Annotated in this window: 23 protein-coding genes; 8 read left to right on the top strand and 15 right to left on the bottom strand. The window is 68.3% G+C overall.

Annotated elements, in window-relative coordinates:
- Positions 1 to 169 precede the first annotated feature (169 nt).
- Together glnA and FDA38_RS13090 are read left to right on the top strand one after the other, a co-directional pair.
- Positions 170 to 1,594 (top strand): type I glutamate--ammonia ligase, encoded by a 1,425-nt coding sequence (gene glnA, locus FDA38_RS13095; RefSeq protein ID WP_137254308.1) that lies wholly within the window; start codon positions 170 to 172, stop codon positions 1,592 to 1,594.
- Positions 1,595 to 1,725: 131 nt separating this feature from the next.
- Positions 1,726 to 3,423, top strand: a complete 1,698-nt coding sequence (locus tag FDA38_RS13090; RefSeq protein WP_202877668.1) for a sialidase family protein — start codon at positions 1,726 to 1,728, stop codon at positions 3,421 to 3,423.
- Here the strand turns inward: FDA38_RS13090 and FDA38_RS13085 are convergent.
- Complete coding sequence (locus FDA38_RS13085; RefSeq protein ID WP_137254307.1) at positions 3,413 to 4,324, bottom strand: aldo/keto reductase; 912 nt, start codon at positions 4,322 to 4,324, stop codon at positions 3,413 to 3,415. The genes FDA38_RS13090 and FDA38_RS13085 overlap by 11 nt on opposite strands.
- 81 nt (positions 4,325 to 4,405) lie before the next feature.
- Here FDA38_RS13085 and FDA38_RS13080 point away from each other — a divergent pair, with 81 nt between their 5' ends.
- A complete protein-coding gene (locus FDA38_RS13080; RefSeq protein WP_137254306.1) occupies positions 4,406 to 4,969 on the top strand; it encodes a TetR/AcrR family transcriptional regulator in 564 nt (187 codons plus the stop codon).
- Here the strand turns inward: FDA38_RS13080 and FDA38_RS13075 are convergent.
- Entirely contained in the window at positions 4,966 to 5,808 is an 843-nt protein-coding gene (locus tag FDA38_RS13075; RefSeq protein WP_233714796.1) for a helix-turn-helix transcriptional regulator, read from the bottom strand. The two genes, FDA38_RS13080 and FDA38_RS13075, sit on opposite strands and share 4 nt — an antisense overlap.
- Positions 5,809 to 5,920: 112 nt before the next feature.
- On the opposite strand from FDA38_RS13075, the gene FDA38_RS13070 reads away from it, so the two are divergent.
- Positions 5,921 to 6,934 carry an aldo/keto reductase gene (locus FDA38_RS13070; protein ID WP_137254304.1) on the top strand — a complete coding sequence of 338 codons (1,014 nt, stop codon included), beginning with the start codon at positions 5,921 to 5,923 and terminating at the stop codon, positions 6,932 to 6,934.
- Here the strand turns inward: FDA38_RS13070 and FDA38_RS13065 are convergent.
- From FDA38_RS13065 to FDA38_RS13050, 4 genes are all read right to left on the bottom strand, one after another.
- The gene (locus tag FDA38_RS13065; protein ID WP_137254303.1) at positions 6,931 to 8,796 is read right to left on the bottom strand and encodes a glycoside hydrolase family 76 protein; all 1,866 of its coding nucleotides are present in this window, start codon (positions 8,794 to 8,796) and stop codon (positions 6,931 to 6,933) included. The genes FDA38_RS13070 and FDA38_RS13065 overlap by 4 nt on opposite strands.
- Before the next feature lie 78 nt (positions 8,797 to 8,874).
- Positions 8,875 to 9,843: an aldo/keto reductase gene (locus FDA38_RS13060; protein ID WP_137254302.1), complete on the bottom strand. Its 969-nt coding sequence runs from the start codon at positions 9,841 to 9,843 to the stop codon at positions 8,875 to 8,877.
- Between the two features lie 103 nt (positions 9,844 to 9,946).
- Complete coding sequence (locus FDA38_RS13055) at positions 9,947 to 10,333, bottom strand: DUF4234 domain-containing protein (protein WP_233714687.1); 387 nt, start codon at positions 10,331 to 10,333, stop codon at positions 9,947 to 9,949.
- Between the two features lie 150 nt (positions 10,334 to 10,483).
- Positions 10,484 to 11,878: a DUF2252 domain-containing protein gene (locus FDA38_RS13050; protein ID WP_137254301.1), complete on the bottom strand. Its 1,395-nt coding sequence runs from the start codon at positions 11,876 to 11,878 to the stop codon at positions 10,484 to 10,486.
- Between the two features lie 83 nt (positions 11,879 to 11,961).
- Here FDA38_RS13050 and FDA38_RS13045 point away from each other — a divergent pair, with 83 nt between their 5' ends.
- Positions 11,962 to 13,014, top strand: a complete 1,053-nt coding sequence (locus FDA38_RS13045; RefSeq protein ID WP_233714686.1) for an LLM class flavin-dependent oxidoreductase — start codon at positions 11,962 to 11,964, stop codon at positions 13,012 to 13,014.
- A 109-nt stretch (positions 13,015 to 13,123) separates the two neighbouring features.
- Positions 13,124 to 13,978 (top strand): peptidoglycan recognition protein family protein, encoded by an 855-nt coding sequence (locus FDA38_RS13040; protein WP_137254299.1) that lies wholly within the window; start codon positions 13,124 to 13,126, stop codon positions 13,976 to 13,978.
- Between the two features lie 87 nt (positions 13,979 to 14,065).
- Here the strand turns inward: FDA38_RS13040 and FDA38_RS13035 are convergent, their stop codons facing one another.
- The 5 genes from FDA38_RS13035 to FDA38_RS13015 are packed head-to-tail and all read right to left on the bottom strand — an operon-like array spanning position 14,066 to position 17,847.
- Positions 14,066 to 14,626, bottom strand: a complete 561-nt coding sequence (locus FDA38_RS13035) for an HAAS signaling domain-containing protein (RefSeq protein ID WP_137254298.1) — start codon at positions 14,624 to 14,626, stop codon at positions 14,066 to 14,068.
- Positions 14,623 to 14,964 carry a PadR family transcriptional regulator gene (locus tag FDA38_RS13030; protein WP_137254297.1) on the bottom strand — a complete coding sequence of 114 codons (342 nt, stop codon included), beginning with the start codon at positions 14,962 to 14,964 and terminating at the stop codon, positions 14,623 to 14,625. The genes FDA38_RS13035 and FDA38_RS13030 overlap by 4 nt, the downstream gene beginning before the upstream one ends.
- A gap of 45 nt (positions 14,965 to 15,009) precedes the next feature.
- Positions 15,010 to 16,560, bottom strand: a complete 1,551-nt coding sequence (locus FDA38_RS13025) for a DUF6297 family protein (RefSeq protein WP_137254296.1) — start codon at positions 16,558 to 16,560, stop codon at positions 15,010 to 15,012.
- Entirely contained in the window at positions 16,557 to 17,201 is a 645-nt protein-coding gene (locus FDA38_RS13020) for an ABC transporter ATP-binding protein (protein ID WP_137254295.1), read from the bottom strand. Before FDA38_RS13020 ends, FDA38_RS13025 begins: the two co-directional genes overlap by 4 nt.
- A 10-nt stretch (positions 17,202 to 17,211) precedes the next feature.
- Positions 17,212 to 17,847 (bottom strand): O-methyltransferase, encoded by a 636-nt coding sequence (locus tag FDA38_RS13015; RefSeq protein ID WP_137254294.1) that lies wholly within the window; start codon positions 17,845 to 17,847, stop codon positions 17,212 to 17,214.
- Between the two features lie 94 nt (positions 17,848 to 17,941).
- Between FDA38_RS13015 and FDA38_RS13010 the strand changes: the two genes are divergently transcribed.
- Entirely contained in the window at positions 17,942 to 18,922 is a 981-nt protein-coding gene (locus FDA38_RS13010) for a carbohydrate kinase family protein (protein WP_137254293.1), read from the top strand.
- 209 nt (positions 18,923 to 19,131) lie between these two features.
- On the opposite strand, the gene FDA38_RS13005 is transcribed toward FDA38_RS13010, so the two are convergent.
- Positions 19,132 to 19,548, bottom strand: coding sequence for an ester cyclase (locus FDA38_RS13005; protein WP_137254292.1), 417 nt, complete (start codon positions 19,546 to 19,548; stop codon positions 19,132 to 19,134).
- A gap of 79 nt (positions 19,549 to 19,627) precedes the next feature.
- Between FDA38_RS13005 and FDA38_RS13000 the strand changes: the two genes are divergently transcribed.
- Positions 19,628 to 20,221, top strand: coding sequence for a TetR/AcrR family transcriptional regulator (locus FDA38_RS13000; RefSeq protein WP_137254291.1), 594 nt, complete (start codon positions 19,628 to 19,630; stop codon positions 20,219 to 20,221).
- Here the strand turns inward: FDA38_RS13000 and FDA38_RS12995 are convergent.
- From FDA38_RS12995 to FDA38_RS12985, 3 genes are read right to left on the bottom strand one after another with little or no spacing between them, the layout of a single operon-like run.
- Entirely contained in the window at positions 20,209 to 21,486 is a 1,278-nt protein-coding gene (locus FDA38_RS12995) for an alpha/beta fold hydrolase (RefSeq protein ID WP_137254290.1), read from the bottom strand. The genes FDA38_RS13000 and FDA38_RS12995 overlap by 13 nt on opposite strands.
- A gap of 30 nt (positions 21,487 to 21,516) precedes the next feature.
- A complete protein-coding gene (locus FDA38_RS12990) occupies positions 21,517 to 24,039 on the bottom strand; it encodes a polynucleotide kinase-phosphatase (protein WP_137254289.1) in 2,523 nt (840 codons plus the stop codon).
- A complete protein-coding gene (locus tag FDA38_RS12985) occupies positions 24,036 to 25,436 on the bottom strand; it encodes a 3' terminal RNA ribose 2'-O-methyltransferase Hen1 (protein ID WP_137254288.1) in 1,401 nt (466 codons plus the stop codon). Before FDA38_RS12985 ends, FDA38_RS12990 begins: the two co-directional genes overlap by 4 nt.
- Positions 25,437 to 25,476: the final 40 nt, after the last annotated feature.

Raw genomic sequence — 25,476 nt, 5'->3', positions numbered from 1 at the left:
CCCGCGACCGGTTCACCCAGGACCGGAAGATCTCAGGGCGTAGCCGCCGTACACCAGTGGGTCAGCGCGGACACGCTGGGCGTAACATCCGCGAAACATCAGGGTCACGACGGAGAAACCGGCGGGCCCTACGTTCAGATGCAATCTCTGAGCCACCCTAGGAGTACGTATGTTTTCCAGCGCTGAGGAGCTGCTCGCCTACGTCAAGGACGAGGGCATCGAGATCATCGATGTCCGGTTCTCCGACCTGCCGGGCATCATGCAGCACTTCACCGTCCCGGTGTCGTCGTTCGGGCCCGAGGTCTTCGAAGAGGGCCTGATGTTCGACGGTTCGTCGGTGCGCGGGTTCCAGCAGATCCACGAATCGGACATGAAGCTGCTGCCCGACCCGACCACGGCCTTCCTCGACACGTTCCGCGGGACGAAGACGCTGGCCATCAACTTCTTCGTCCACGACCCGCTCACCGGCGAGGCGTACTCGCGTGACCCGCGCAACATCGCGCGGAAGGCGCAGGAGTACCTGAAGTCGACCGGGATCGCGGACACCGCGTTCTTCGCGCCGGAGGCCGAGTTCTACGTCTTCGACGACGTCCGGTTCGAGACCAAGGCCAACACCGGGTACTACGCGATCGACTCGGTCGCCGGCGCCTGGAACACCGGCCGGGTCGAGGACGGCGGCAACCGCGGCTACAAGGTCCGATACAAGGGCGGCTACTTCCCGGTCGCGCCGACCGACCACTTCGGCGAGCTGCGCGACGACATCACGCTGGCGCTGGAGAAGGCCGGCCTGGTCGTCGAGCGCGCGCACCACGAGGTCGGAACGGCAGGTCAGGCGGAGATCAACTTCCGCTTCGACGAGCTGCTGAAGACCGCCGACAACCTGATGAAGTTCAAGTACATCGTCAAGAACACCGCGTGGGCGGCCGGCAAGACGGCGACCTTCATGCCGAAGCCGATCTTCGGCGACAACGGCTCGGGGATGCACGTCCACCAGTCGCTGTTCTCCAACGGCGACGCGCTGTTCTACGACGAGTCCGGGTACGGCGGCCTGTCCGACATCGCCCGCTGGTACATCGGCGGTCTGCTCAAGCACGCCCCGTCGCTGCTGGCCTTCACCAACCCGACGGTGAACTCGTACCACCGCCTGGTGCCGGGCTTCGAGGCCCCGGTCAACCTGGTCTACTCGCAGCGCAACCGCTCGGCCTGCATCCGGATCCCGATCACCGGGTCGAACCCGAAGGCGAAGCGGATCGAGTTCCGCTGCCCCGACCCGTCGGCGAACCCGTACCTGGCCTTCTCGGCCCAGCTGCTGGCCGGCCTGGACGGTATCCGCAACAAGATCGAGCCGGCCGACCCGGTCGACAAGGACCTGTACGAGCTGCCACCGGAGGAGCACGCGGGCATCCCGCAGGTCCCGACCTCGCTGCCGGCCGTGATCGACTCGCTCGAGGCCGACCACGCCTTCCTGCTCGAGGGCGACGTCTTCACCGAGGACCTGATCGAAACCTGGATCGACCTCAAGCGCGAGTCCGAGATCGCCCCGATCCAGCTCCGCCCGCACCCGCACGAGTTCGAGCTGTACTACGACGTCTGAGTTAACTGAGACGTAGCTGAGAAGCCCTGTCCGGCCGGTCCGGACAGGGTTTTTCTCTGCCCTGGACCGGCCTCCCGGTGAGGCGCAGAATGCGCTGTGTTATCCCTCGGGGGCACGGAAGGGGGAACACTGTGAGGCCGTCAATCATGCGCCGGTCGGCGATCCTGGGTGTCATCAGCCTGATCGGGTCGCTCGCACTGGTCGCTACGCCCGCCACCGCCGCCACTTCGGACGCCGCCGCGGTCGCCGTGCACAACCCGTTGCTGAAGGAAGTGCTGGCAGAGGAAGAGGAGCCCGATCAGGACGACCCGGCGCAGTCGGCGCTGTGCCAGTCGTACCTCGGGCATCCGAACCCGTACGGGAACCCGGCACCGAACGTCGACCAGATTGTCGGAGACACGGTAGTCCCGGTGGGCTCGCAGGCCGGGTGCAGCGCGGCCCAGAACGAGACCACGATCGCGGTCAACCCGCGGAACCCGCGCAATATCGTTGCCGGCGCCAACGACTACCGGCTGTTCAACGCGCGCGAGAACCGCAACGACAGCGCCAGCTTCGCGTACACGTCGTTCGACGGCGGACGCAGCTGGAGGAACGTCGCGATCCCCGGCCTGACCATCACCGCGGGCGGAACCGGCGCCTTCAGCTGGTTCGACGGATCCGGTGACCCGGTCGTCGCCTTCGGTCCCGGCAACACGGTGTACTTCGCCAGCCTGCTGTTCAGCCGGTCCGCGCCGCTCGGCGGTCAGGACGCCACCGCGATCGTCGTCAACGTGTCCCACGACGGCGGCCTGCACTGGGGCGGTCCGCACGTCGTCGCGATGAACGGCGTCAACCCGGACGGCACTCCGGCGGTCACCCACATCTTCAACGACAAGCCGTGGATCGCCGCGGACCCGTCCAACGGCCGGGTCTACGTGACCTGGACCAAGTTCACCTACGACAACGACGACAACTATCTCGAGTCGCCGATCATGGCGTCGGCCAGTGTCGACTTCGGCTCCCACTTCGGGACGCCGGTCCGGGTACCGCCCTCGCTGACCAACTTCCCCGGCGGCATCACGCCGTACGACCAGGGCTCGAACCCGCAGGTCGGCAACGACGGGCAGCTGTACATCGCCTACGAGGCCTCGGTCTGCGCGACGGCAGCGTGTGACGGTGCGACCGATCGGGACGCCACGGTGGTGGCGACCTCGACCGATCACGGACGCACGTTCCGGCACGCGATCATCGACACCAACTACGACTTCCCGGACACGCTGACCGGGGAGAACTTCCGGCTGAACAGCTACCCGCAACTCACCTACGACCGGACCAACGAGAAGCTGACGGTGGTCTGGTCCGACGACCGCAACGGCCTGTACGACGCGACCACCGGCGCGTCTGTGCGCACGAACGGCGACAACGTGGTGTCCGCATCGGGCAACGGCAAGAACTGGTCCCGCCCGCTGGTCATCGGCACGCCACAGGACGAGTTCTTCAGCGCGGTCGCGGCGCGCGACGGCAAGGTCGCGATCGCGTCGTACACGAGGCACTACGACCGCAACGGGATCAACCTCGACTACGCGTACTGGGCCGGCTCCGGCACCCAGTCGCTCGGCCGGGCCGACACCCGGCGGATCACGACCGTCTCGGAGGACCCGCAGGTCCAGTTCCTCGCCGTCGAACCCGACGGCACCGAGGTACAGGGCGTGTTCATCGGCGACTACTCGGCGGTGGCCATCGGCAACGACCTCCGCATCCACCCGTGCTGGACCGATTTCCGTGGCCGGCCCGGCGTGAACACACCGAACCAGGACGCCTACACCCAGAGCATCCAGCTCAAGCGTTGACGACGGCGTCGAGCTCGGCGAGGGCCTCCTTGTCGAGCTCGACGTCTGCTGTGCGGACGTTCTCCTCGAGGTGGTCGATGCTGCGGGTGCCGGGGATCAGGGCGGTGTGGTTGCTGTGCGCGAGGATCCAGGCGAGGCAGATGGCGGCCGGGGTGGTGTTGAGGCGGGTGGCGAGGGCTTGTACGGCGGGGTGCTCGGTCGGGGACGGGATCCGGTCGAAGGCCGAGCCGAGTGGGAAGTACGGGATCCAGGTGACGTCGTTGGCCGCACAGAGTTGGAGCTGTTCCTCGGAGGAGCGGTCGAGGAGGCTGTAGGCGTTCTGGACGCAGACGATGCCGGCCGGCAGTGCCTGCTTCAGCTGCTCGGTGCTGACGTTGCTGAGGCCGATCGCGCCGATCAACCCTTCGTTGCGCAGGGCAATCAGTTCGGCGAGCTGGTCGTCGAGAGGAACCAGCTGGTCGCCTTCGGCGATCAAGCCGGGGCCGTGGTCCGCCCGGCGCAGGTTGACCACCGGCACCTGTTCGAGGCCGAGTGAGGTCAGGTCGAGGTGGATCTGCTCGCGCAACTGCTCGGGCCGTTGCGCCAGCGCCAGGTGCACCGGCGCCTCCACCTCGCCCAACCGCACTCGCACCGGCACTTCGAGGCGCCGGGCGCCGACCTTGCTGACGATGACGAGGTCGTCGGCGTACGGGTGCAGGGCGGCCCGGATGTGCTGGTTGACGGTGGTGTGGCCGTAGAACGAGGCGGTGTCGACGTGGTTGATGCCGAGCTCGACGGCGCGCCGCAGTACGGCGGTGGCCGCGGCGGTGTCCACCTGCTCGAGCTGCATCGCGCCGTACCCGATCCTGCGGATCTCGTGCTGTCCGAGCTTGACGGTGCCGCCTGGTCGCTGGGAGGTCATCGGAGTCCTCAGGTAGAGTGAGAAATGGAGGTTTCTCCACTTATGGGTCGACGATAGCACTAACTGGAGGTTTCTCCACTTATGCGGGCGGATGCTGCGCGGAAGCGGGAGCAGGTCGTGGTCGCGGCCGGCGACGAGCTGGCCGACCTCGCCCTGGCCGCGCGCGACGGGTCGGAGGTGCGGCTGTCGCTGGATCGGGTCGCGGCGCGGGCCGGGGTCGGCGTTGCCACCCTCTACCGCCACTTCCCCAACCGGGAGGCGCTGCTCGAGGCTGTCTACCGCCAGGAGTTGACGCGACTCTGCGACGCCGCTCCCGAGATGGCCGCCACAGGACCGGCTGACGAACGCCTGCTCGCGTGGATGCACCGCTACCTCGACTTCGTCGACTCCAAGCGGGCGATGGGGATGTCACTACGCGCGATGGTCGCCTCGGGTGCGATCACACAGTCGGACACCCGCGCCCGGCTCACCGCCGCGGTCGCGCACTTCCTCGACGCCGGGGTGGCCGCGGGGATCTTCCGGTCCGACGTACGACCGGATGACGTGGTCGCGGCGATGGCCGGCGCGGTGATCGCTGCCGAGCCGGAGCAGCAGCGCGAGCAGACCGAGCGCCTGCTCGCGCTTCTCGTGAACGGGCTCCGCTAGGCGAAGCTCTGGGTGCCGATCACGCGGAGGAGGTCCAGCTTCTCGCGGGCGTCGGTGCCTTCGATCGGGAGGAAGGCGCGGACGCGCAGGTCCGCTGCGGGAGTCAGGAGGGTCTCGCAGGTCAGGTCGAGATCGCCGACCTCGCGGTTCAGGAAGCGCTTGCGCGGCAGGCGGCGTACGGCGACCTCGTGCAGCTGCCACAGCTCGCGGAACTCCTCGCTGCGAGCGGTGAGGTCGTCGACCAGCTCGGTGATGTCGGGGTCGCCCATCCGGCGGGAGTACGTCGCGCGCAGGTCGGCGACGTGCGAGGCCGAGTGGACGTCCCAGTCCTCCTCGGGGAAGATCCGCCGGATCGCCGGATCGGTGAACCACAGCCAGGTGAGGTTGCGGGCCCGGCCCTCGGCGGCGAGCGGGCCGACGACGACGTCAGCCAACGCGTTCTGCCAGAGGACCTCGTCGAGATCCGTGCAGATGACCACCGGAATGTCGGTCAGACGGCTGACCAGCGCGAGCATGCCGGGTGGGATATGGCGACCGGCCCGGCGTAGCGGCGGGTTGAGGCCGGCCAGGTGGTACAGGTGGTCGCGCTCGTCCAGGTCGCAGCGGAGGGCGCGGGCCAGGCTCGCGACGATCGGCTCGGACGGGTTCGCGCCCCGGGACTGCTCCAGCCGCGAGTAGTAGTCCGTGGACATACCGGCGAGCTGAGCGACCTCCTCGCGCCGCAGTCCCGGCGTACGGCGGCGTGCGCCGTCGGGCAGCCCGACGTCGGCCGGGTGCAGCACCTCCCGGCGCCGGCGGAGGAAGTCGGCCAGGCCGTCACGATCGATCACACGGTCCATCATCCGCGACGCCCCAAGGCCTATCCAGGGACAACCTGTCCGTGGATGAAGTGGGCCTTCTCCCCCGTCGGTCCGGCAGCAAGCCTGGAGGCAATCCCAAGGAGGAACAAGCATGCATTACCGCACACTCGGCCGGACCGGTATCAAGGTCAGCCCGTACGCCCTCGGCGCGATGATGTTCGGTGCCGTCGGCAACAACGACCGCGACGAGTCGCTCCGGATGATCGACAAGGCGCTCGAGGCCGGGATCAACTTCGTCGACACCGCCGACTTCTACTCGCACGGCGAGTCCGAGGAGATCGTCGGCGCGGCACTCAAGGGCCGCCGCGAGCACGTCGTCCTCGCCACCAAGTCGCACCTGCCGATGGGCGACGACCCCAACCAGCGCGGCAACTCGCGGCGCTGGATCATCACCGCGGTCGAGGACTCGCTGCGCCGGCTGCAGACCGACTACATCGACCTGTTCCAGATGCATCGGCCCGATCCGGACACCGATATCGAGGAGACCCTGTCCGCGTTGACCGACCTGATCCGCAGCGGGAAGGTACGCGCGGTCGGTTCGTCGGCGACGCCCGCGAGCGAGATCGTCGAGGCGCAGTGGGTCGCGGAACGTCGTGGGCTGGAGCGGTTCCGGACCGAGCAACCGCCGTACTCGATCCTCAATCGTGGGATCGAGCGCGAGGTGCTGCCGATGGTGCAGAAGTACGGGATGGGTGCGCTGGTCTGGAGCCCGCTCGCCCAGGGGCAGCTGACCGGGCGGGCGCCGGCGGATCTTCGGCGTACGGCGATCTTCAAGCACATGACCGACGAGCGGCGGCTCGAGGTCGTGGAGCAGCTGATCCCGGTCGCCGACGCGGCCGGGCTCAAGCTGACCCACCTCGCCATGGCCTTCGCCATCGCGCACCCGGGCGTCACGTCGGCGATCATCGGCCCGCGAACCATGGAGCATCTCGACGACGCACTGGCCGGGATGGACGTCACCCTCGATGACGCCATCCTCGACCAGCTCGACAAGATCGTCCCGCCCGGCACCGACGTCGGCCGACTCGACATGGACTACGACACCCCGGCCATCCTCGACGCGTCGTTGCGCCGCCGGACGATCACCGATCGCGCTGCCGCCTAGTTGTACGTCGCGGTGACGTGGTAGACGCGGCCGCCCCAGCCGTCGTCGGGGAACGAGTCCGAGACTCGTACGTACCCGGCCTTGTCGGCGCCGAGGTACTGCGTGAGGTCGAACGTGCGGGCGGCCTTGTTCTCGCCGTCGTGGTACGGGTTGGTCTCGGTCGCGACCGTGGTCCAGGTCTGCCCGTCGCCGCTGACCTGGACGACGAACTCGTTGTCGATCGTCAGGGTCGCCGACGCCGAGGTCGTGTCGGACGGGAACGGGAAGCGGTAGACGAAGTACGAGTGCCCGTCAGCGAACCGGTTCTGTACGCCGTTGCTCTGCGAACCGTCCGCGTCGTACAGCCACGGGGTCTCGGCCGCCGTACCCGTGTCGAAGTCGGCAGTGTGCGCGATCAGGATGTCCGACCGCGTGCTGAACGACAGCGATCCGGAGGTCGCGGTGGCGGTCACCGAGTGGAGGCCGTCCGCGGTGCCGGCGGGGATCGTCACGTCGAGGTCCACGGAGGCGTGCACTGGTACGGCGTTACCGTGCGGGCGCAGCGTGACGGTCTTCCGCGCCGGGGTCACGGTCCATCCGGAAGGAGCGGACGGGCGGACCACGACCTGGAGCGGACCCGTCCCGGTCGCCTGCAGCCCGACAGTGACCTTCACATGCGTCGCGCTACCGGTCGCGGGCATGATCACCGGCAAGGCCGGATTGGTTGTCGCGGACAACGATCGGGACGGCGGCGACGTGGGTACGGCGGCGATCAGGGCGCTGAGCGCACTGGCCTGGGTACGCCAGTCGAAGACGTTCGGTTCGGCGCCGGACCACCGCTCCCCCAGCCGGTCGGACGCGTCCCGATCGTTGTCCCAGACCGCAGCGGCCTGCTGCGCGACGAAGGCGGTGTAGCGCGGATCGCGGGTGGTGTCGGCGAGGTCCATCCAGTAGCGCATGAAGATGCCCTTGAACTGCTTGCCGTTGTCGTCACACGTCCGGCCCGGCGCATCGCAGTACTCCGTGAGGACGCCGTCGGTGACCAGGCCGCCAGGAGCGATCGCCGCGTCGGCCAATCGCCGGACTGTTGGGAGGATCTTGCTGTCGTGGGTGGCTCGATAGAGCTCGAGGCCTGCACCGATCGCGAGGCCCTGGTTGTAGCTCCAGACCGTGTCGCCGTTGCTCGTGCAGTCGTCCCGCAGGCCGTCGTTGACCAGGCCGGCGGAGTTGATCATGCCGCTGGCGGTGAACCAGTTCCAGCCCTCCTGCGCGCGGCCGAGCCAGCGTTTGTCGTGCGGCATGCGGTTGTGCAGCTCGGCGGTGAGGCGGATCCAGAGGCCGTTGGTGACGGCGTTCTTGTACGTGCGTTCGCCGTTCCACCAGACACCGCCGCCGCAGGTGCTCGGGTCCCAGTAGCCCTCGACGTACTCCGCGATCTTGACCGCCATGTCGAGGTACTTGCGGTTCTTGGTCAGGTCGTACGCCTGGATCCAGGTCAGACCCCACCACTCGGAGTCGTCGATCGCACGGCTGGTGAAGTTGCCGAGCAGCTCGTCACCGGACAGGTAGCCGGCCGGGAACTTGCCCTTGTCCTTCTCGAACGTGTTGTCCAGCTGCGGCAGGTAGCGCCGGTCGCCGGTGCGCTGCATGTAGTCGCCGATGGTCTGCAACGCGACCGCGGAGTTCCACCAACTCGAGGGGAACCAGGCTTTGTTCGGCTCGTACGAGCTCATCAGTTCGTCGGCCGCGACGCGGGCGCGCGCGGTGGCGGTCGGGCCGTCGGCACGCGGCGGAGTGGCGCCGGCCGGCGGTGACCCCAGCCCGATCGCCAGCGTCACCGCCCCGGCCACGAGCAGACGGAAGGTACGACGGTGCAAGACCATGGGCGGATCTCCTCGAGCGGCTTGGAAACGTTTCACCGAGCTTCCGAGGATGTATCGTCGTCGCACCAGACAACGATGTCAATGGCCCAGGATCGTGGCAATCTCATCCAGTTGCGCCGGGGTCAGCGGACCGTGCTGCAGGGCGCCGGCGTTCTCCTCCACCTGCGCGACCGTCTTGAACCCGGGGATCGGGACGAACGCCTCGCTACGCGCCCACAGCCAGCCGAGCGCGCCCTGCGCGAGCGTCCGGCCGTCGGAGGTGAGTACGTCGCGGATCGCGTCGAGGCGGCGCAACGACTCAGCCTGGTCGCCGGTGCGGAAGTTCCAGCCGTGCCGTACGTCGTCCTCGGGCAGGCTGCTGTCCTGGTCGAACTTCCCGGTCAGCAGACCCATCCCGAGCGGACCGCGGACGATACTCGCGAGCCCCTTCTCCTCACACAACGCCAGGACGTCGGCGTTCCCGCCGAACACGTTGAAGTGCTGCTGGATCGCCTTGCAGTGCGGGCTTTTCGCGAACAGCGCCGCCCGCTCCGGGTCGTCGGTGCTCCAGCCGATCGCGCGAACCTTGCCCGCGGCAACCAGTTCCTCGAAGACGGCGAGTACGTCGTCCGCCTTGGCCAGGTCGTACCCGCCGAGGTGGAACTGGTACAGATCGATCCGGTCCGTGTTCAGCCGCCGGAGCGACTCGTCGCAGGCCCAGCGGATGTAGTCCGGGTCGCCGTTCTCACCCGGCGCCTCGCGGGTCTCCTCGACGTACGTGTAGCCGGCCTTGGAGGCGATCACGATGTCGTCGCGGACGTCGCCGAGCGCGTCCGCGATCAGCTTCTCGCTGTGGCCGCAGCCGTACACGTCGGCGGTGTCGAAGAACGTCACCCCCAGCTCGTACGCGCGCTGCAGCGCCCGCTTCGACTCACCGTCGTCGATGACACCCCAACCGACCGGATTCCCCTGCCGGGCATGCGGTCCCCCGATCGCCCAACACCCCATGCCCAGCGCACTGACCGCCGTTCCCCCTGCACCCAACGAACGCTGCGCTGCCTGCGGCATAACACCCTCCTAGAAGACGGGAACGTTTCCAGCCACCAGATCACGCTCCCGCGCAGGAGTCCAACAGGCGTTACTACTGACGCCGACAAGTCGCAGCGATGAGTCAGACGTACAGCGAGATCGGCGTACCCACTGGGGCGTCGCCGTACGAGTTGACCACCTTGTTGAGCTCGAGCTGGTAGTACAGCGTCCCCAGACCGAACACGAACATCAGCAACAACCCGATCCCGGCACTGCAGGTAACCGGCAGCCCGGCGGCCCGCTGACCCTCCGCGATCCGCTTGCCGGTCCGGAAGTACGAGATCATCGGCGCGACCAGGGTCCAGCTCAGGAAGAGCAGCACCAGCATCGGGCCGGCCACCGGAACCACGCGCCGGCGGTCGAAGTGCGCGAGTTCCTTGTGGATCTTGTAGTACCAGACCAGGTGATAGATCCCGAGTGTGATCAACGGCAGCCCGAGCCAGACACCGACCGGGTGACGCAGCTTCATCTGCATTCCCTGCGCGACCGGCATTCCCGCACGGCTCGGCAGGACGATCTGCTGTCCCACGAGTATTCCCCCCTATGATCGGGTCACAGAGCGCGACCCTGTCGGCCGCTACATCGTGTTCTCGTCACGATGCGTTACAACGGGACCTGATCAAACTCTGGTCCGGGCTTCGACCCGGCCGTCGGCGACGGCCTTGGCGAAGGTCTCGTGGTCGAGGATGTTCTGCGCGGCGTAGGTGCTGGCGAAGTCGGTGACCGCCTGGTCGAAGCGGTCGGACTTGCCGAGGTACGCGGCGAGGGCGAACCGGTCGCCGGAGCGGGCATGGGCGCGGGCGAGGGTCCAGCCGCACAGCCGGGCGTACAGGGTCATGGCGTCGGGGCTGAGGCTCTCGATGTCGGCGGACATCTTCCAGTCGCGGAGCTGGCGGACGTAGTAGTCCTGCTCGCCGTCGGCGGTGTCCGCGCGCATCCACCCGAGGAAGATGTCGCTGGTGGCCTGCATCATCCGCTGGCCGACGACGACCCGCTCCCCCTGGTTCATCCGCTCCGACGATCCGGCGTACGACGACAACGCCGACGGACCCGCCTGCTTCGCCTGGAGCAGCAACGCCTCGTCGGCGACCGTCGACTCCAGCAGCATGATCCACGCCCGGGTGCCGACGCTCCCGACGCCGACGACCTTGTGCGCGACATCGGTGAGCCGGAAGTGATCAAGCAGATGACGGCGGTCCTGCTGGAGCGTGCGTCGATAACCACTCACCAGGTTCTGCAGCCGAGAGAGCACCAGCGCCCCGTCGAGGTTGACCAACTCGTTCATCGGCATGACGAGCGGTGGGTTCGAGACGATCCGCCGGTGGCCGTCGACGGTCGTGGTGAGCTTGCCGATCGCCTGCATGCTGTCGCGCGTGTACGCCTTCGCGAGCTTCCCGCGCGCCGCCTTCAGCCCCTTCCGCTGACCCGACGGCAGCGAGGACTTGAACCGCGCGACCGTGTCCTCGATGTCCAGCCGCGCGTACCAGACCGCAAGAATCGGCTGGCCGGCGAACTCGCGCATCGTCTCGCGATACGTCCGTACGACGCTCAGCACCACCTCGCGGCACTTCTTCGCGTCGAACCCGTTGTCCTGCCCGGCCACGACGAAACTCGTCGCGAGCCGCTTCACGTCCCACTCGAACGGTCCCGGCAGCGTCTCGTCGAAGTCGTTCACGTCGAACACGAGCCGCCGATCGGGCGACGCGTACGCACCGAAGTTCGACAGATGCGCATCTCCGCACAGCTGCACCTGCAGCCCGGTCGCCGGCGTCTCCGCGAGGTCGGCCGCCATCACCAGCGCGGCACCGCGGTAGAACGTGAACGGCGAGACAAGCATGCGGCCGTGCCGGATCGGCACCAGCTCCGGCACCCGCCCCTCGGCCTGGGTGAGCAGGAGCCCGACCGGGTCCCGCGTCGGGCTCAGCCGGACCTCGGCATGGGACTCGAGCGGTACCTCCTTCCGGACCGCCTTCCCCTGCGCCGCCCGCTCCTTCGCCGTCAGTGGCTCGTCCATCTCTCCAGAGTCGCCCCGGCACCGCCATCTTGACCAGCAAGACATCCTAAGTCGACTAATCGAGTGAACTTAAGCTGATTTCCATGACTTTCCTCTGGTACATCCCGAACCAGGTTGCCCCCGGTCACCGCGGCGACGACACCGTCCAGGGACACAACAGCATCGAGCGCCTGACCGAGCTGGCGCAGCTCACCGAGGACCACGGCTGGTCCGGCGCCCTGCTCGGCACGGGGTGGGGCCGGCCGGACACGTTCACGGTCGCGACCGCCCTCGCCGCGCGGACGACGACCTTCCAGCCGCTGGCCGCGATCCGGCCCGGCTACTGGCACCCGGCGCACTTCGCGTCGTCGGCGAGCACGCTCGACGAGCTCAGCGGGGGGCGGTTGCTGATCAACATCGTCTCCGGCCAGGACAACCTCGCGGCGTACGGCGACAGCGAGGGCGATCAGCCGCAGCGCTACGCCCGGACGAAGGAGTTCCTCCAACTGGTACGGCGGTTGTGGACCGAGGAGGACGTGACGTTCGCGGGCGAGTACTTCTCGGTGACCGGATCGACGGTCGCGACACGTCCCGTCGTACGGGAAGGGCGGTTGCATCCGCGGCTGTACTTCGGTGGGGCGTCGGACGCGGCGCAGCGGGTAGCGGCGACCGATGCCGACGTACAGCTGTTCTGGGGCGAGCCGCTGGACGGGATCGCGGAGCGGATCTCACATCTGCGGTATCTCGAGAAAGAGCTCGGGCGCGAGCATGCGCCGCTGGAGTTCGGGTTGCGGATCACGACGCTGGTCCGCGACACGGCCGACGAGGCGTGGGCCGACGCGGAGGCGAAGGTCGCGAAGATGGCCGAGGCGCAGGGCAATCGCGACCGCCGCTGGTTCAAGGCTGTCGGTCAGCAGCGCCTGCTCGACCTGGCCGAGCGCGGCGAGGTCCTCGACGACAACCTCTACACGGCTCCCGGGAAGTACGGCGGAGGCGGCGCCGGCACGACGTGGCTGGTCGGCTCCCCCGACGAGGTTGCCAAGTCGCTGAACAAGTACCGCGACCTCGGCATCACCCATTTCATCCTCTCCGACACGCCGTACCGCGAAGAAACCATCCGGATCGGCGACCAACTCCTGCCCCTGCTGCGCCAGTGAGCTGAAAGGATGCTGCTCACCGCTTGACTGCCGCGTGCCCAGTGTGATCGGTTGATTACCGAGCGCCAGCGGTGGGTATGTGGCGCTGTGAGGCACGTGAGGAGCATCGATGGTCAACTATCTGCCCCGGTCCGCGTGGAATGCGCGACCGCCGAAAGCCGGCGGACCGGGGAACCTGACCGTGTCCCGGGTCGAGGGCGCGGTGATCCACTGGCCGGGCACCGGCTCGACGAAGGTCATCCACACCCAGGCGGCGGTCGCGTCCGCGTTGCGCGGGTGGCAGGACTACCACATGGACAGCCGCGGCTGGTCCGACATCGCGTACCAGGTCGCGGTCGACCAGTCCGGGCGGGCCTGGACGCTGCGCGGGCTGCGGACCCAGTCCGGCGCGAACGGCGACAACGACGTGAACGAGCGGTACGGCGCGATCCTGCTGGTGCTCGTCACCGGCGAGCAGCCGTCCGCCGCGATGAAGGCGACCACCCGCGCGGTGATCGCCGACTTCCGCAGGCTCTACCCCCGCGGTACGGCGATCCGGCCGCACTCCGCGGTCCGCCCGGAGCCGACAGACTGCCCCGGCGACCCCGCCCGTGCCGCGATCGCCCGCGGCGAATTCACCCCTGGCCATTCGGAGGACGACGACATGACGCCTGCCCAGATGCAGGAACTCAAGAACTTCATCGAGGCACGCTCGCAGGCGTACGCCCTCTGGGTGCACAAGCAGCTGCGCCGCGACCTGACCGCGGTGGTGAAGGCGTACGCACTCGACATCAAGAACTACGAACGCCAGACCGACGCCGCCGACGCCGCCCGCGCAGCCGCCGCCGTCTGGGCCACCGCCCCCAAAAGCCTCCAAGTAGACGGCGACCCCACCCAGGAGCCGCCCGGCCCCGACCCCACCACCGACCCCGAACCAAACCTCCCCGACCTCGACCCCTTCCCCACGGTCGACGACAAGGCCTAACACGACGCAACAGGCCCCACCGACAGTTGTCGGTGGGGCCTGTTTAGGTAGTGCGACCGGTTCCTGCTGAAGCTGCAAGTGGTTGATCTACGAGGCCTGACGTGGGGGGCGGGCGTTCAGGGCCAGGGCGAGGATCAGGCCGAGGGAGATCACTGAGTCGGCCAGGAGGCTGAGCCAGATCGGGGCCTGGAGGAATGTGTCCAGGGCAATAGCCGCGGCGTACCCGAGGGGCCAGCTCAAGGTGCCGATCAGCTTCCAGGTTGTCGTCCAGCGGTTCGACGTCCAGAGCAGACCGAGGCCGATGCCCCAGGCAACGACGGCCACGATCACGCTGGCCGACAGCAGGTACGGCCCGACCAGCAGCAGCCCGAGCGCGACGAAGTCCCGCGGACGCAGTCGCGGCGGCACCTCGACCTGCACCAGGCCTTCGGTCGCGGCGGCGACGATCTCTCTCGGCCGGCCGAGCCGCTGCAGCATCTCGCGGATCTCGTCCTCGGACGTGGCACCCTCCGCGCGCGCCTCGGCGATGTGCGCCCGGACGTCGGCGAGCAGTTCGTCGCGCCGTCCGGCCGGCAACTCCGCGGCCTCAGCGGCCAGCTCGTTCAGGTACGCGTCGATCAGGCGATCGCTGTCCAGTTCCATGCTCATCCCCGTCTCCCACTCTCTAAGATCTTGTCGACCGAGGTGCAGAACCGTCGCCAGTCCGCGGTGAACGCGGCCAGCGCCTGGCTGCCCTCGGGTGTCGAGGTGTAATACCGCCGCGGCGGGCCCGATCCGGACTCCTGCCAGCTCGTCTCGACCAGGCCTTCACGGCGCAGCCGGGCCAGCAGTGGGTAGATCGTGCCCTCGGTCGTGACCATCCCGTCGACTTCGCTCAGCGCCTTGACCAACTCGAAACCGTAACGAGGCTCTCCCTGCAACAGCGCCAGGACGCAGAACTCCAGCGTCCCGCGGCGCAGTTGCGTGAAGACCTTCTCGGCTACCATGCGAGACAAGGTACCTGTCCACGCCAAGATAAGCCAAGTCGAGGATCAGTCAGTTTTCGGGCGGACCGAGAACATCACGGTGAGGACGAACGCCGGGATCGCGACGACCCACAGCGGCGGCAGGTTGAGCAGCACCGGCGCCAGACACAGGATCAGCAGGTCGAACCCGCGGGCCGGCTGGGAGAACAGCCCCGGCGGGATCGCACCCATCGGCGAGGCGACAAGCGGACCGGCGTACGTCGGAGGTCGCGCGGACGCCTGCCGCACCGCACCGGAGATCACCCCGCCCGCGACCGCGAACGTCGCCGACAGACTGCCGATCGCCGGGAACGCGAGCCCCGCCCACAGCACCGCGAACAGCCCCGGAACCACCGCCATCACCACACGCAGATCGCGCAGATCCATCCCCATTGCCCGCGCCAGACCCGTCGAACGGCAGACCGTCCGCAGTCCATCGAGCATCGGCCGTACGGCGATGAACCCGGCGAACGCGGCCGCGATCGGAACGAGTACGTCGAACCCCGCGCCCGCGACGGCGTACGGCACGACCAGCAAGGCACCCGCGATCACGAGCCGCCGCGGCCAGCGCAGGATCCGGAAGAACTCCCGCTGCACGATCGCGCCACCGCGGGACCCCATGCCGCGCCGCGACCGCACCCGCCCCTTCAACCGCCAGTGCCGCCCGGCGATCACGTCGCCCAGCATGCTGATATCCAAACTGCTCGCCGCACCCGCAAGCCCCGCCAGCAGTTCACCACCGGCGATCACACTCGACCGCCCCAGCCGGTCGAGCGTCCGCGAAGTCACGGTCGTCAACCCGACGCACACCACAACAGCCACTGCAAAGGTCACGAAGAGCTGCAGCCCACTCGGGCCGCCCAGGTTGTTGTCCTGTACGTCGCCGATGGTGAGCACCACGTTGGCCACCTGGGCGCCCTTGGTCGGGTCGGGCTGAAGCGCCAGCACGAGCGTCGGCACCACGGCCGCGGCCAGCAGCAGGTCCGCCACCCGGAGCGTCCACCGGGAACGTCGGGCCGTCTGCTGCGCCCAGACCGTCGCGATCACAGCGCAGACCAGCAGCGCGCTGATCAGCACCGCACCCTCGAGCACATCGACGAACCGTCGCCCGAGCAGCGCCCAGATGATCGCCGCCACCAGGAACCCGATCACCGCCACAGAACCGACCACCAGCCGGTACGCCGGTCGCAGCAGCCCCGCCCGGTTGACCGGCGTCGCGAGCAGCCAGAAACCACTGGCCCGGGACGCGGACACCGGACCGACCGCCAGCAGCATCCGCAGAGTGATTGCCAACAGCAACGGTACGAGGATCCACGGCATCCAGTGCGTCAGCTCGCCGCAGGTCCAGGACGCGCACTGCGCCGCGTTCGAGTTCAGGTGCCGAACGACGTTGCCGGCGGTCGCGCCGACCATCGCCAGCGTGAACAGGACCAGGTACACGTCCTCGAAGATCTGCCAGAACGATCGATCCGCGTGCCGTCGCCGGGTTGTGCGCATCCACTGCCGCAACGACCGAGACGTCGGGATCGCCCCGAAGTCGCTGGGATCGAAGACAACAGGGCCGTCCGCTGAGCTCATGGGAGCGGCGTCAGCGTCACGACGGAGTCGGCGACCGTCTCGACCAGGGCCGGATCATGACTGGCGAACAGGATCGAGGTACCGGACTTCTTCTCCTCGATCAGCCGGTTCGACAACCACTGCACGCCGTCGGTATCGAGCCGCGCTTCGGGCTCGTCGAGCACCATCAGCTTGCGCGGCCGGACCAGCGCCGTCGCCAGTGCGAGGCGACGGCGCTGACCGGACGACAGCGAACCGGGCAGCTGGTCGGCGGCCGGCAGCAGGCCGATGTCGTCGAGCGTGGTGTCGACGAGATCTTCCGGCGACGCGTTGCCGTGCGCGCGGGCGAGCAGGTCGAGATGTTCGGCCGCGGTCAGGTCCGGGAAGAAGTCCAGATCGTCGAGCAGCGTCGCGACGTCACGCCGTACGACCTCGGCCCGTTCGTCGATCGGCAGACCGTCGAGCAGGATCTTCCCGGCGGCCGGCTCGGCCGAACCGACGATGCACTTCAGGACGGTCGTCTTGCCGGCGCCGTTCGGTCCGACCAGCGCGATCGCCTGTCCCGCGGCCAGCGTGAAGGTCAGGCCTTCGATCACCGGCCGGTCGCCGTACTTGTGCTGCAGGTCCGTGACCGTCAGCCGCGGCGCCGCCTTCTTGCTCATTTAGTGCAGCTCACTTCTTCCGGACCAGCGTCAGCCCGTCGCCGATGCCGAGCATGATCACGTCGACGCGGTCGTCCTGCGCGACGTGTGCGTTGAACTCCTTGCGGTCGGCCGGGCCGTCCGCGTCGATCACCCGGCCGCCGGCCAGCGTGTTGTCGAACAGCATCAGCCCGTTCGGGCGGATCAGCGGCAGCACGGTCTCGAAGTACTTGATGTACCAGTCTTTGTCGGCGTCGACGAACGCCAGGTCGAACTCGCCGTCGAGCTTCGCCGCGGAGTCGTGCGCGTCACCGATCCGCAGGTCGATCTTGTCGGCGACGCCGGCCCGCTCCCAGTACCTGCGGCCGATCGAGGTCCACTCGTCGCTGACGTCCAGGCAGATCAGCTCGCCGTCGTCCGGCAGTCCGCGCGAGATCGCCAGCGCGGAGAACCCGGTGAAGGTGCCGATCTCGACCGCACGGCGGGCGCCGATCAGCCGGGTCAGCGTGGTCAGCAGGCCGGCCTGGTCGGCGGTGGTCAGCATCCCCGCGGGGCTGCCGAGCTTCTCGGTCTCGGCGCGCAGCTCGGTCGCGATCTCGTCCAGCGGCATGCCGTGGGCGACCATGTAGTCGTGCAGTTCCTCGGTCACCGGTACCTGATGGCCCATGAATTCCCGCCCTCCGTGTATTTGTTCGGTCGCCTGTAGTCTCTATTGGCTGTCTGTTGGCCGTACACCGACCCCACCCGAGGGAGCATTCCGTATGCGCATCGCCGTCGCCGGTTCGATCGCGACCGACATCCTGATGACGTTCCCGGGCCGGTTCAAGGACCAGTTCCTCGAGGAGCAGATGCACAAGGTCTCCTTGTCCTTCCTGGTCGACGAGCTGGTGGTGCACCGCGGCGGCGTCGGCGCGAACATCTGCTACGGCATGGCCCAGCTCGGGTTCGGGTCGGTGCTCGTCGGGTCGGTCGGCGCCGACTTCGCCGAGTACGGCGCGGCGCTGACGGAGGCCGGCGTGGACGTGTCGCATGTCCGCGTCTGCGAGAACGTACACACCGCGCGGTTCACCTGTACGACGGACCAGGACGCGAACCAGATCGCCTCGTTCTACACCGGCGCGATGGCCGAGGCGCGCGAGCTCGACCTGGGCGCCATCCATCAGGCCACCGGCGGCGTCGACCTGGTGCTGATCGGGGCCGACGACCCGGACGCGATGATCAAGCACACCGAGCTGGCCAAGCAGCACGGGATCGCCGTCGCGGCGGACCCGTCACAGCAGCTGGCGCGGATGGAGGGTACGGACATCCGTCGGCTGATCGACGGGGCGGCGTACCTGTTCAGCAACGAGTACGAGGCCGGCCTGATGGTGCAGAAGACCGGCTGGAGCCACAACGAGATCCTCGAGCGGGTCGGCGTCCGCGTGACCACTCGCGGCGGCGACGGCGTGGTGATCGAGGACACGACCGGCGTATTGGCGAAGGTTCCGGCCGTGCCCGCTCCCGGCCTGGTCGACCCGACCGGCGGCGGCGACGCCTTCCGCGCCGGCTACCTCACCGGCCGTGCCTCGGGCCTCGACCACGAGTCAGCCGCCCACCTCGGCTGCACGCTCGCCACCACGGTCCTCGAAACGGTCGGCACCCAGGAGTACACGCTCGACCACGACACTTTCCTGGACCGCCTCACCACCGCATACGGCGCCGACGCGGCGACTACTGCGAAGCAGGCCCTCAAGACTTCGTGATCCGCACGTGATCGCGGTCCTGTGCACGTCGTACCCGAGCAACTGTCCGCCGTCGCAGGTGAAACCTTCGTCCGACCAGACACTTGAACCGCCGTCGCCACACCCCGCCAGTAGCAACGTCGTCAGAATCACGCCCGACCACCGCAGTTGACCCATTCCCGCAGCCTTCCAGCGGTCCGCCCCGGGGCGGACCGGATGGCCGCAAGCTGTCAGAGCCGTGCCAGGGCGCCCGTTTGTTCGAGGAGGGCGAAGCGGTCCGGGCAGCCCCAGTGTTCGACGATCTGGCCGTTGACGACCCGCGCCATCTCGAAGAGGGCGATGTCGATCGGGGCGTTGCTGGGTGGGCCGAAGAAGGCGCCGGTGGCGGTTCCTCGTGCGCGGCCTCGGGCCCAGACGACATCGCCGACGACGACCGACTCCTCCAGCGTGTACTTGATGTCCGGCATCAGTTCGTGCACCTGCCGGATCGCGGCCTTCACCTGCTCGCGGGCCTCGCCGCCGGACTGGCCCGGCCGGAACTGGTGCTCGACCAGGTCCGGCGCGCAGAGCTCGTCGACGATCGCGTCGTTCCCGGTCGCGAACCCCTCGTGCAGGATCCGCTCCAGCACCTCACGTGGTCCTTCCATGATTCCCCCTCAAAGAGATTGCACTAGCAGTGCACTCGATGCAGTGTCACTGCACTGAACACAGTGATAGTGTGCCGACATGCCCGAGGCTGTCAAGTCCTATCGCCAGGTGCAGGCGGAAGAGACCCGCCTGCGGATCGCCCGCGCGGCCCGCACGCTCTTCGCCGCGCAGGGGTACGGCGCGACGAGCATCGACGCGATCGCCAAGGAGGCCGGTGTCGCGACGCGGACCGTCTACTCGGCGTTCGGCACCAAGCGGGAGATCCTGTCGCTGATCTGCGACCAGTGGCTCAGTGAGGCCGGCGCACTCGAGCGGGCCGAGCAGGTGTTTGCGATCGAGGGCCCGGCAGACCGTCTCCGCGGCGCGGCCGGTTGGCTCACCAACTTGTACGCGGCCGGCTTCGACGTCGTGCTGATCTTCGAGGCCGCGACCGACGAAAGCCCTGAAACCAAAGCGCTCCTGCGCTCGAAGCTTGCCGGGCGCAACCAAGTGATGGATGCGATGATCGCCTCGCTGGAGGCTGATCTACGGATCCCGCTCAAGCAGGCGCAGGCCGTCTACCGCGCGCTCGCGGCGCCCGGTGTGTATCAGGAGCTGGTCGACGAGTCCGGCTGGACTCCGGAGCAGTTCGAGAAGTTTGTTGCCGACTCACTCCATCGTCAGCTCCTCTGAGGGCCTCCGCCGATCGACGCGACCAGTTCGGTGAGGCGTTCGAAGACGCGGTCCGTCCCGAGGCCGTCGTGCTCGTACTCGTTCGTCACCCACGCCTGCAGGTTCCCGACTCGCCCCGCGGTATCGAGCTGCAGCCCGGAGTCGACGTACATGTCGTCGAAGTAGACCGCGGCGGCCACCGGTACGTCGTTCGCCGCGAGGCGGTCGAGGTCGTACAGCTCGGGCCAGCTCGGCCGCTGCGCCATCAGCTCGACCGCGCCCTGGAACGGTCGCAGCCCGCGGATCTCCTCGAACATCCAGGGGTACATCATCTCGCCGGTGAACAGCAGCGGTCGCGCGTCCTCGGCGAACTCCGGACGCCGCGCCCGCTCCGCGTCGGCCGCCCATCCGGTCGCGCCCTCGCCGGATCCATAGATGCTCTCCTGCAACGCGGCGAACAACGGCTCCTCGAGGTACGACGACAAGTCGAGAGCCTGTCCCAGGAAGGTGTCCGAGAGCTCGTCACCGTCGAACGCTTCGTCGATCAGCCAGTGGATGCGCTCGTATCCAGGCTTCATCCCGAAGGCGATTCCGAGCGTCTGGAACCGGCGTACCGTCAGCCGGTCGCCATCCGGCAGCCGCACGTCGTCAGCCGCCAACTTGTCCGCGATCGCACCGACCCGCTCCACGTTGTGCGGGTAGCGCTGGTAAAACTCGCGGTTCTTCGCCTCGACCCGCGGATAGGTACGCCGGTACACCTCGGCCGCCGACGGATCGATCGACGCGAGCCCGCCGGTCACGTAGCACGCAGTCAGACCCTCAGGCGCCTTGGAGAGATAGGTGAGCGTCAGGAATCCGCCGTAGCTCTGCCCCAGCGTCGACCACGGCTTGGCGCCGAAGACCGTCTTCCGCAGGTGCTCGGCGTCGGCGATGATCGAGTCCGCCCGCAGGCACGCGAGGTAGTCGGCGCCCTCCTCGGCCGACATCGCCGCGATCCGCCGGCGGGTGACCGGCGTACTCCGACCTGTACCCCGCTGGTCCATCAGCACGACCCGGTACTTCTTCAGCGCTTGCCCGATCCACCCGGTCACACCGATCGGCCGCGGACCCCTCCCGCCCGGACCGCCCTGCAGGAACAGCAGGCACGGCAGGTCCTCGTCCTTGCGGGTCGGATCCACCAGTTCGCGGGCGAAGACCGTGATCGTCTCGCCAGGGTTCGACCAGTCGACCGGTACGTCGACGGTGTGCTCACGGACATGCATACCTGGAATCGTGTAGCTGGTCATGAAGCCTCTTTCTGCCTGCGGGGACAGCGGTCAGAGTCGTGGGTCGATCGGTTCCGATTCGAGCGCGAGTACGGCGAAGACGCATTCGTGGATGCGCCAGAGGGGCTCGCCGCGGGCGGCTCGGTCGAGGGACTCCAGGCCCAGGGCGTACTCGCGGAGGGCGAGGGAGCGCTTGTGGCCGAGGTTGCGGTCGCGGAGGCGGGTGAAGTTGGCCGGGTCGGTGTAGTCGGGGCCGTAGATCAGCCGCAGGTACTCCTGGCCGCGCACCTTCAGACCGGGTTGGGCGAGACCCTTCGCGGTGCGGGTCAGGTTCGCGGCCGGCTTCACGACCATACCCTCTCCCCCGGCACCGGTGAGCTCCTCCCACCAAGCGATCCCGGCGTCCCAGTTGTCCGCGTCGACGAACAGCCGCCGGGTCTGCGTGATCAGCTCCGGGCCCTTGGCCACCATCCGGTCGGCGACGTCAAGATGCCAAGCATGCAGTCGATCCTGGTACGTCGCTCCCTCGGACGCGAGCACCTGGAACGGCGCCAGCCGCACCCCGTCGAGCCCGTCGGTCGGCCAGCAGTACCGTCGATACGCCTCGGTAAACCTCGCGGCGTTCGTCGTACGACGCTCCATCGACGCCAGCAGCTCGCCGACATCCAGCCCGGCGTCGACGGCGGACCGGAGTGCGGCGGTTGCTGCGGGCAACGACATGCGGGCGGCCGCGCCGACAGCGGCGTACTGGTTGCGGAGCAGGTCTTCGGCCTTCGCGCTCCACGGGAGCAGCTCCGCATCGAGCAGCAGCCAGGACGTGTCGAGCTCCTCGAAGATGCCCGCATCGGAGGCGACGCGGCGCAGTCGGAGCAGGAGCTCGTCGGTCAGGTCCGCGTCGAAGAACGACCGGCCGGTGCGGGTGTGGATCGCACCCCGGCCGGCGAGACCGAACCGTTTCTCCGCGACGTCGTCGTCCCGTGTCAGCAGCACGACTGCCCGTGAACCCATGTGCTTCTCCTCGCACACCAGCTCGGTGACACCTTGTGCGCGGTACGTCTCGAACGCCTGCCGCGGGTGTTCCAGCAGACCGGGCTCGGGCGAGGTCGCGACCGGGCTCATCGTCGGCGGCAGGTACAGCAGGTGCCGCGGATCGATCGCGAACCGGCTCATCACCTCCAGCGCCGCACCGGCCTGCTCGGCGCGGATACTCAGGCGCCCGTGCGTCGCGGTCTCGATCACGCGGCGACCGGTGACGTCGGTCAGCTCGAGTACGTCGGGCTCGCGCGCGGGAGCCGTTGCTACGTGCAACGGTTTGGCCGGCGCGTAGTACTCCTCGGCCGCCTTGACCGAGACCAGCTCGCGCTCCGGGTAGCGCAGTGCGGTCAGGGATCCGCCGAAGACGCAGCCCGTGTCGAGGCAGATCGTGTTGTTGATCCACTCCGGCTCGGGTGTCGGGGTGTGGCCGTAGACGACCATCGCGCGACCGCGGTAGTCGTTCGCCCACGGGTAGCGGACCGGCAGCCCGAACTCGTCGGTCTCCCCCGTCGTCTCGCCGTACAGGCAGAACGAGCGGACCCGGCCGGAGGCGCGACCGTGCATGCGCTCGACGAGGCCGGCGTGGGAGACGACGAGCTTGCCGCCGTCGAACACGTAGTGCGAGATCAGCCCGTCGATGAACTCGGCCACCTCATCGCGGAAGTCGGGAGGCTCGAGTGCGAGCTGCTCGAGGGTGGTCTCCAGGCCGTGGCTGATCTTGACGTTCTTCCCGCGGAGCGCGCGGAGCAGCTTGTCCTCGTGGTTGCCGGGTACGCAGTACGCGTTGCCGTTCGCAACCATTCCCATGACGAGACGGAGTACGCCGGGGGTGTCGGGGCCGCGGTCGACGAGGTCGCCGACGAACACGGCACGGCGATCCGGGTGTACGGCGTCGACCGGTCGTCCGGAGCCGTCGCGGGTGATCGTGTAGCCGAGCTCCGTGAGCAGCTGCTCGAGCTCGGGACGGCAGCCGTGGACGTCGCCGATGACGTCGAACGGACCGGTCCGGTCCTTCAGGTCGTTGAAGAGCCGGGTCCGTTCGATGCTGACGGCATCGATCTCGTCGACGGTGTTCAGTACGTGAACGGTCCGGAAGCCTTCGCGCTTGAGATTGCGCAGGCCGCGCTTCAGTTGCGACCGCTGCCGGGTGATGACCTTCGCCCCGAACTGCCGGTCGGCGCGCTGCTCGGTCCGCTCGATACAGACGCGCTCCGGCGGATCCAGCACGATCGCCACCGGGAGTACGTCGTACTCCCGCGCGAGGTTCACCAACTCCTTGCGGGCCTCGGGCTGCACGTTGGTCGCGTCGATCACCGTCAACCGCCCGGCCGCGAGGCGCTTGCCGGCGATGAAGTTCAGTACCTCGAAGGCGTCCTTGGTCGCCGCCTGATCGTTCTCGTCATCCGACACCAGCCCACGACAGAAGTCGCTCGAGATGACTTCGGTAGACAGGAAGTGCTTGCGCGCAAACGTCGACTTGCCGGACCCACTCGCCCCGACGAGGACCACGAGGGAGAGCGCTGGTACGTCGATCTTCATCGGGCATCCTCCCGTCGGAAAAGGGCTAGCTGGGTCGGCGGACCCACCTCGGGGTCGGTCGGGCCGACCGGGCGAAACTCGACCGTGTAGCCGTAGCGGGTGGCTGTTTCGTGGGACCAGGTTTCGAACTCGGTGCGGGTCCACTCGAAGCGGTGGTCGGGGTGGCGGTAGTTGCCCGCGGGGAGGGATGGGAAGCGGATGTTGTACTCGCTGTTCGGAGTGGTCATCACCACGGCACCCGGGCGGGCGGTGTGGAAGACGGAGTACGCCAAGGCAGGCAGGCGTGGTGGGTCGACGTGTTCGATGACCTCCATCAGCACGACCGCGTCCAGCCCGGCGAGGCGCTCGTCGGAGTACGTGACCGACGACTGCAGGAAACGCAGCCGGTCGCGCTGACGGTCGGGCAGGTCGTCGTAGTGCAGCCGTCGCTTGGCCCTGATGAGCGCGCGCGCCGACACGTCCGTCGCGATCAGCTCGCCGATCATCGGGTCCTTCAATAGCTCGCCGACCAGCGCGCCCTCGCCACAGCCGATATCCGCGATCCGTCGCGCGCCCAGCTCACGCAGTACGCCGGCCACCACACCCCGCCGCTCGACCGCCAGCGACACCGAGCCTTCATCCGACGACTCGTCAGCCAGCTCCACGCCATCGACCTCGACGAGTCGCTCGAGGGCCGCATCAGCCAGATACCGCCGGTGCGCGAGATAGCGGCGTGAGATCAGTTCCTTGTCGGGATGCGCCGCGAGCCACCCCTCGCCGGCCCGGACCAGCTTGTCGACCTCGTCGGAGCCGACCCAGTAGTGCTTCGCGTCGTCCAGCACGGGCAGCATCACATACAGGTGATTGAGCGCATCGGCCAGCCGCAGTACGCCGGTCAGCCGCAGGTCGACGTACCGCGAATCGCCCCACGCCGGGATCTCCGGGTCGAGCGGCACCGGGCGCGCGTCGACGTTCCAGCCGAGCGGCGCGAACAAGCGCTCGGCCAGCTCGGAGCCACCGCTGCACGGGAGCGCCGGCACGTGGATCTCCAGCGGGATCTCGCGGGCGGCCAGCTCAGGACGCGCGTCGCAGCGGCCGTTCATCGCGGTCCGGAACAGCTTCGCCAGCGCCACTGCGAGCAGGCTCGATGCGGCGTACGGGCGGTCGTTCACGTACTGCCCGAGCGTGAACCCTTCCGCCACCTTGCCGCGGCCGGACCGAACCAGTCCGATCGGGTCGATCTCGAGCAGGACCGCCGCCGTACAGCGCTCGTCGGTCGCCTCGGGGTAGAAGACATGGGCCGATCCGCCGGTCACCTCGATCGCCTGCGGGCGGGCCGGGTTCTTGTGCAACAGGAACCCGAAATCACTCGCGGGCGCGGCTACTCCGGTCAGGTCGGTACCAAGCGTCAGGAACACCGCGCTATTCGATCACGGGTCGAGGATTGAGACACGCGGA

Source organism: Kribbella jiaozuonensis (genome assembly GCF_005233875.1).
Taxonomy (GTDB): domain Bacteria; phylum Actinomycetota; class Actinomycetes; order Propionibacteriales; family Kribbellaceae; genus Kribbella; species Kribbella jiaozuonensis.
Note: the sequence above shows the minus strand (reverse complement) of the source record. Positions and strands in the feature narration are given on the sequence as shown.

What these genes read in the sequence shown, in the direction of transcription:
- glnA (WP_137254308.1), top strand. Translation starts at nt 170, where the DNA reads ATGTTTTCCAGCGCTGAGGAGCTGCTCGCCTACGTCAAGGACGAGGGC.
- FDA38_RS13085 (WP_137254307.1), bottom strand. Translation starts at nt 4,324, where the DNA reads ATGACCTCCCAGCGACCAGGCGGCACCGTCAAGCTCGGACAGCACGAG.
- FDA38_RS13080 (WP_137254306.1), top strand. Translation starts at nt 4,406, where the DNA reads ATGCGGGCGGATGCTGCGCGGAAGCGGGAGCAGGTCGTGGTCGCGGCC.
- FDA38_RS13075 (WP_233714796.1), bottom strand. Translation starts at nt 5,808, where the DNA reads ATGGACCGTGTGATCGATCGTGACGGCCTGGCCGACTTCCTCCGCCGG.
- FDA38_RS13070 (WP_137254304.1), top strand. Translation starts at nt 5,921, where the DNA reads ATGCATTACCGCACACTCGGCCGGACCGGTATCAAGGTCAGCCCGTAC.
- FDA38_RS13065 (WP_137254303.1), bottom strand. Translation starts at nt 8,796, where the DNA reads ATGGTCTTGCACCGTCGTACCTTCCGTCTGCTCGTGGCCGGGGCGGTG.
- FDA38_RS13060 (WP_137254302.1), bottom strand. Translation starts at nt 9,843, where the DNA reads ATGCCGCAGGCAGCGCAGCGTTCGTTGGGTGCAGGGGGAACGGCGGTC.
- FDA38_RS13055 (WP_233714687.1), bottom strand. Translation starts at nt 10,333, where the DNA reads ATGAAGCTGCGTCACCCGGTCGGTGTCTGGCTCGGGCTGCCGTTGATC.
- FDA38_RS13050 (WP_137254301.1), bottom strand. Translation starts at nt 11,878, where the DNA reads ATGGACGAGCCACTGACGGCGAAGGAGCGGGCGGCGCAGGGGAAGGCG.
- FDA38_RS13045 (WP_233714686.1), top strand. Translation starts at nt 11,962, where the DNA reads ATGACTTTCCTCTGGTACATCCCGAACCAGGTTGCCCCCGGTCACCGC.
- FDA38_RS13040 (WP_137254299.1), top strand. Translation starts at nt 13,124, where the DNA reads ATGGTCAACTATCTGCCCCGGTCCGCGTGGAATGCGCGACCGCCGAAA.
- FDA38_RS13035 (WP_137254298.1), bottom strand. Translation starts at nt 14,626, where the DNA reads ATGAGCATGGAACTGGACAGCGATCGCCTGATCGACGCGTACCTGAAC.
- FDA38_RS13030 (WP_137254297.1), bottom strand. Translation starts at nt 14,964, where the DNA reads ATGGTAGCCGAGAAGGTCTTCACGCAACTGCGCCGCGGGACGCTGGAG.
- FDA38_RS13025 (WP_137254296.1), bottom strand. Translation starts at nt 16,560, where the DNA reads ATGAGCTCAGCGGACGGCCCTGTTGTCTTCGATCCCAGCGACTTCGGG.
- FDA38_RS13020 (WP_137254295.1), bottom strand. Translation starts at nt 17,201, where the DNA reads ATGAGCAAGAAGGCGGCGCCGCGGCTGACGGTCACGGACCTGCAGCAC.
- FDA38_RS13015 (WP_137254294.1), bottom strand. Translation starts at nt 17,847, where the DNA reads ATGGGCCATCAGGTACCGGTGACCGAGGAACTGCACGACTACATGGTC.
- FDA38_RS13010 (WP_137254293.1), top strand. Translation starts at nt 17,942, where the DNA reads ATGCGCATCGCCGTCGCCGGTTCGATCGCGACCGACATCCTGATGACG.
- FDA38_RS13005 (WP_137254292.1), bottom strand. Translation starts at nt 19,548, where the DNA reads ATGGAAGGACCACGTGAGGTGCTGGAGCGGATCCTGCACGAGGGGTTC.
- FDA38_RS13000 (WP_137254291.1), top strand. Translation starts at nt 19,628, where the DNA reads ATGCCCGAGGCTGTCAAGTCCTATCGCCAGGTGCAGGCGGAAGAGACC.
- FDA38_RS12995 (WP_137254290.1), bottom strand. Translation starts at nt 21,486, where the DNA reads ATGACCAGCTACACGATTCCAGGTATGCATGTCCGTGAGCACACCGTC.
- FDA38_RS12990 (WP_137254289.1), bottom strand. Translation starts at nt 24,039, where the DNA reads ATGAAGATCGACGTACCAGCGCTCTCCCTCGTGGTCCTCGTCGGGGCG.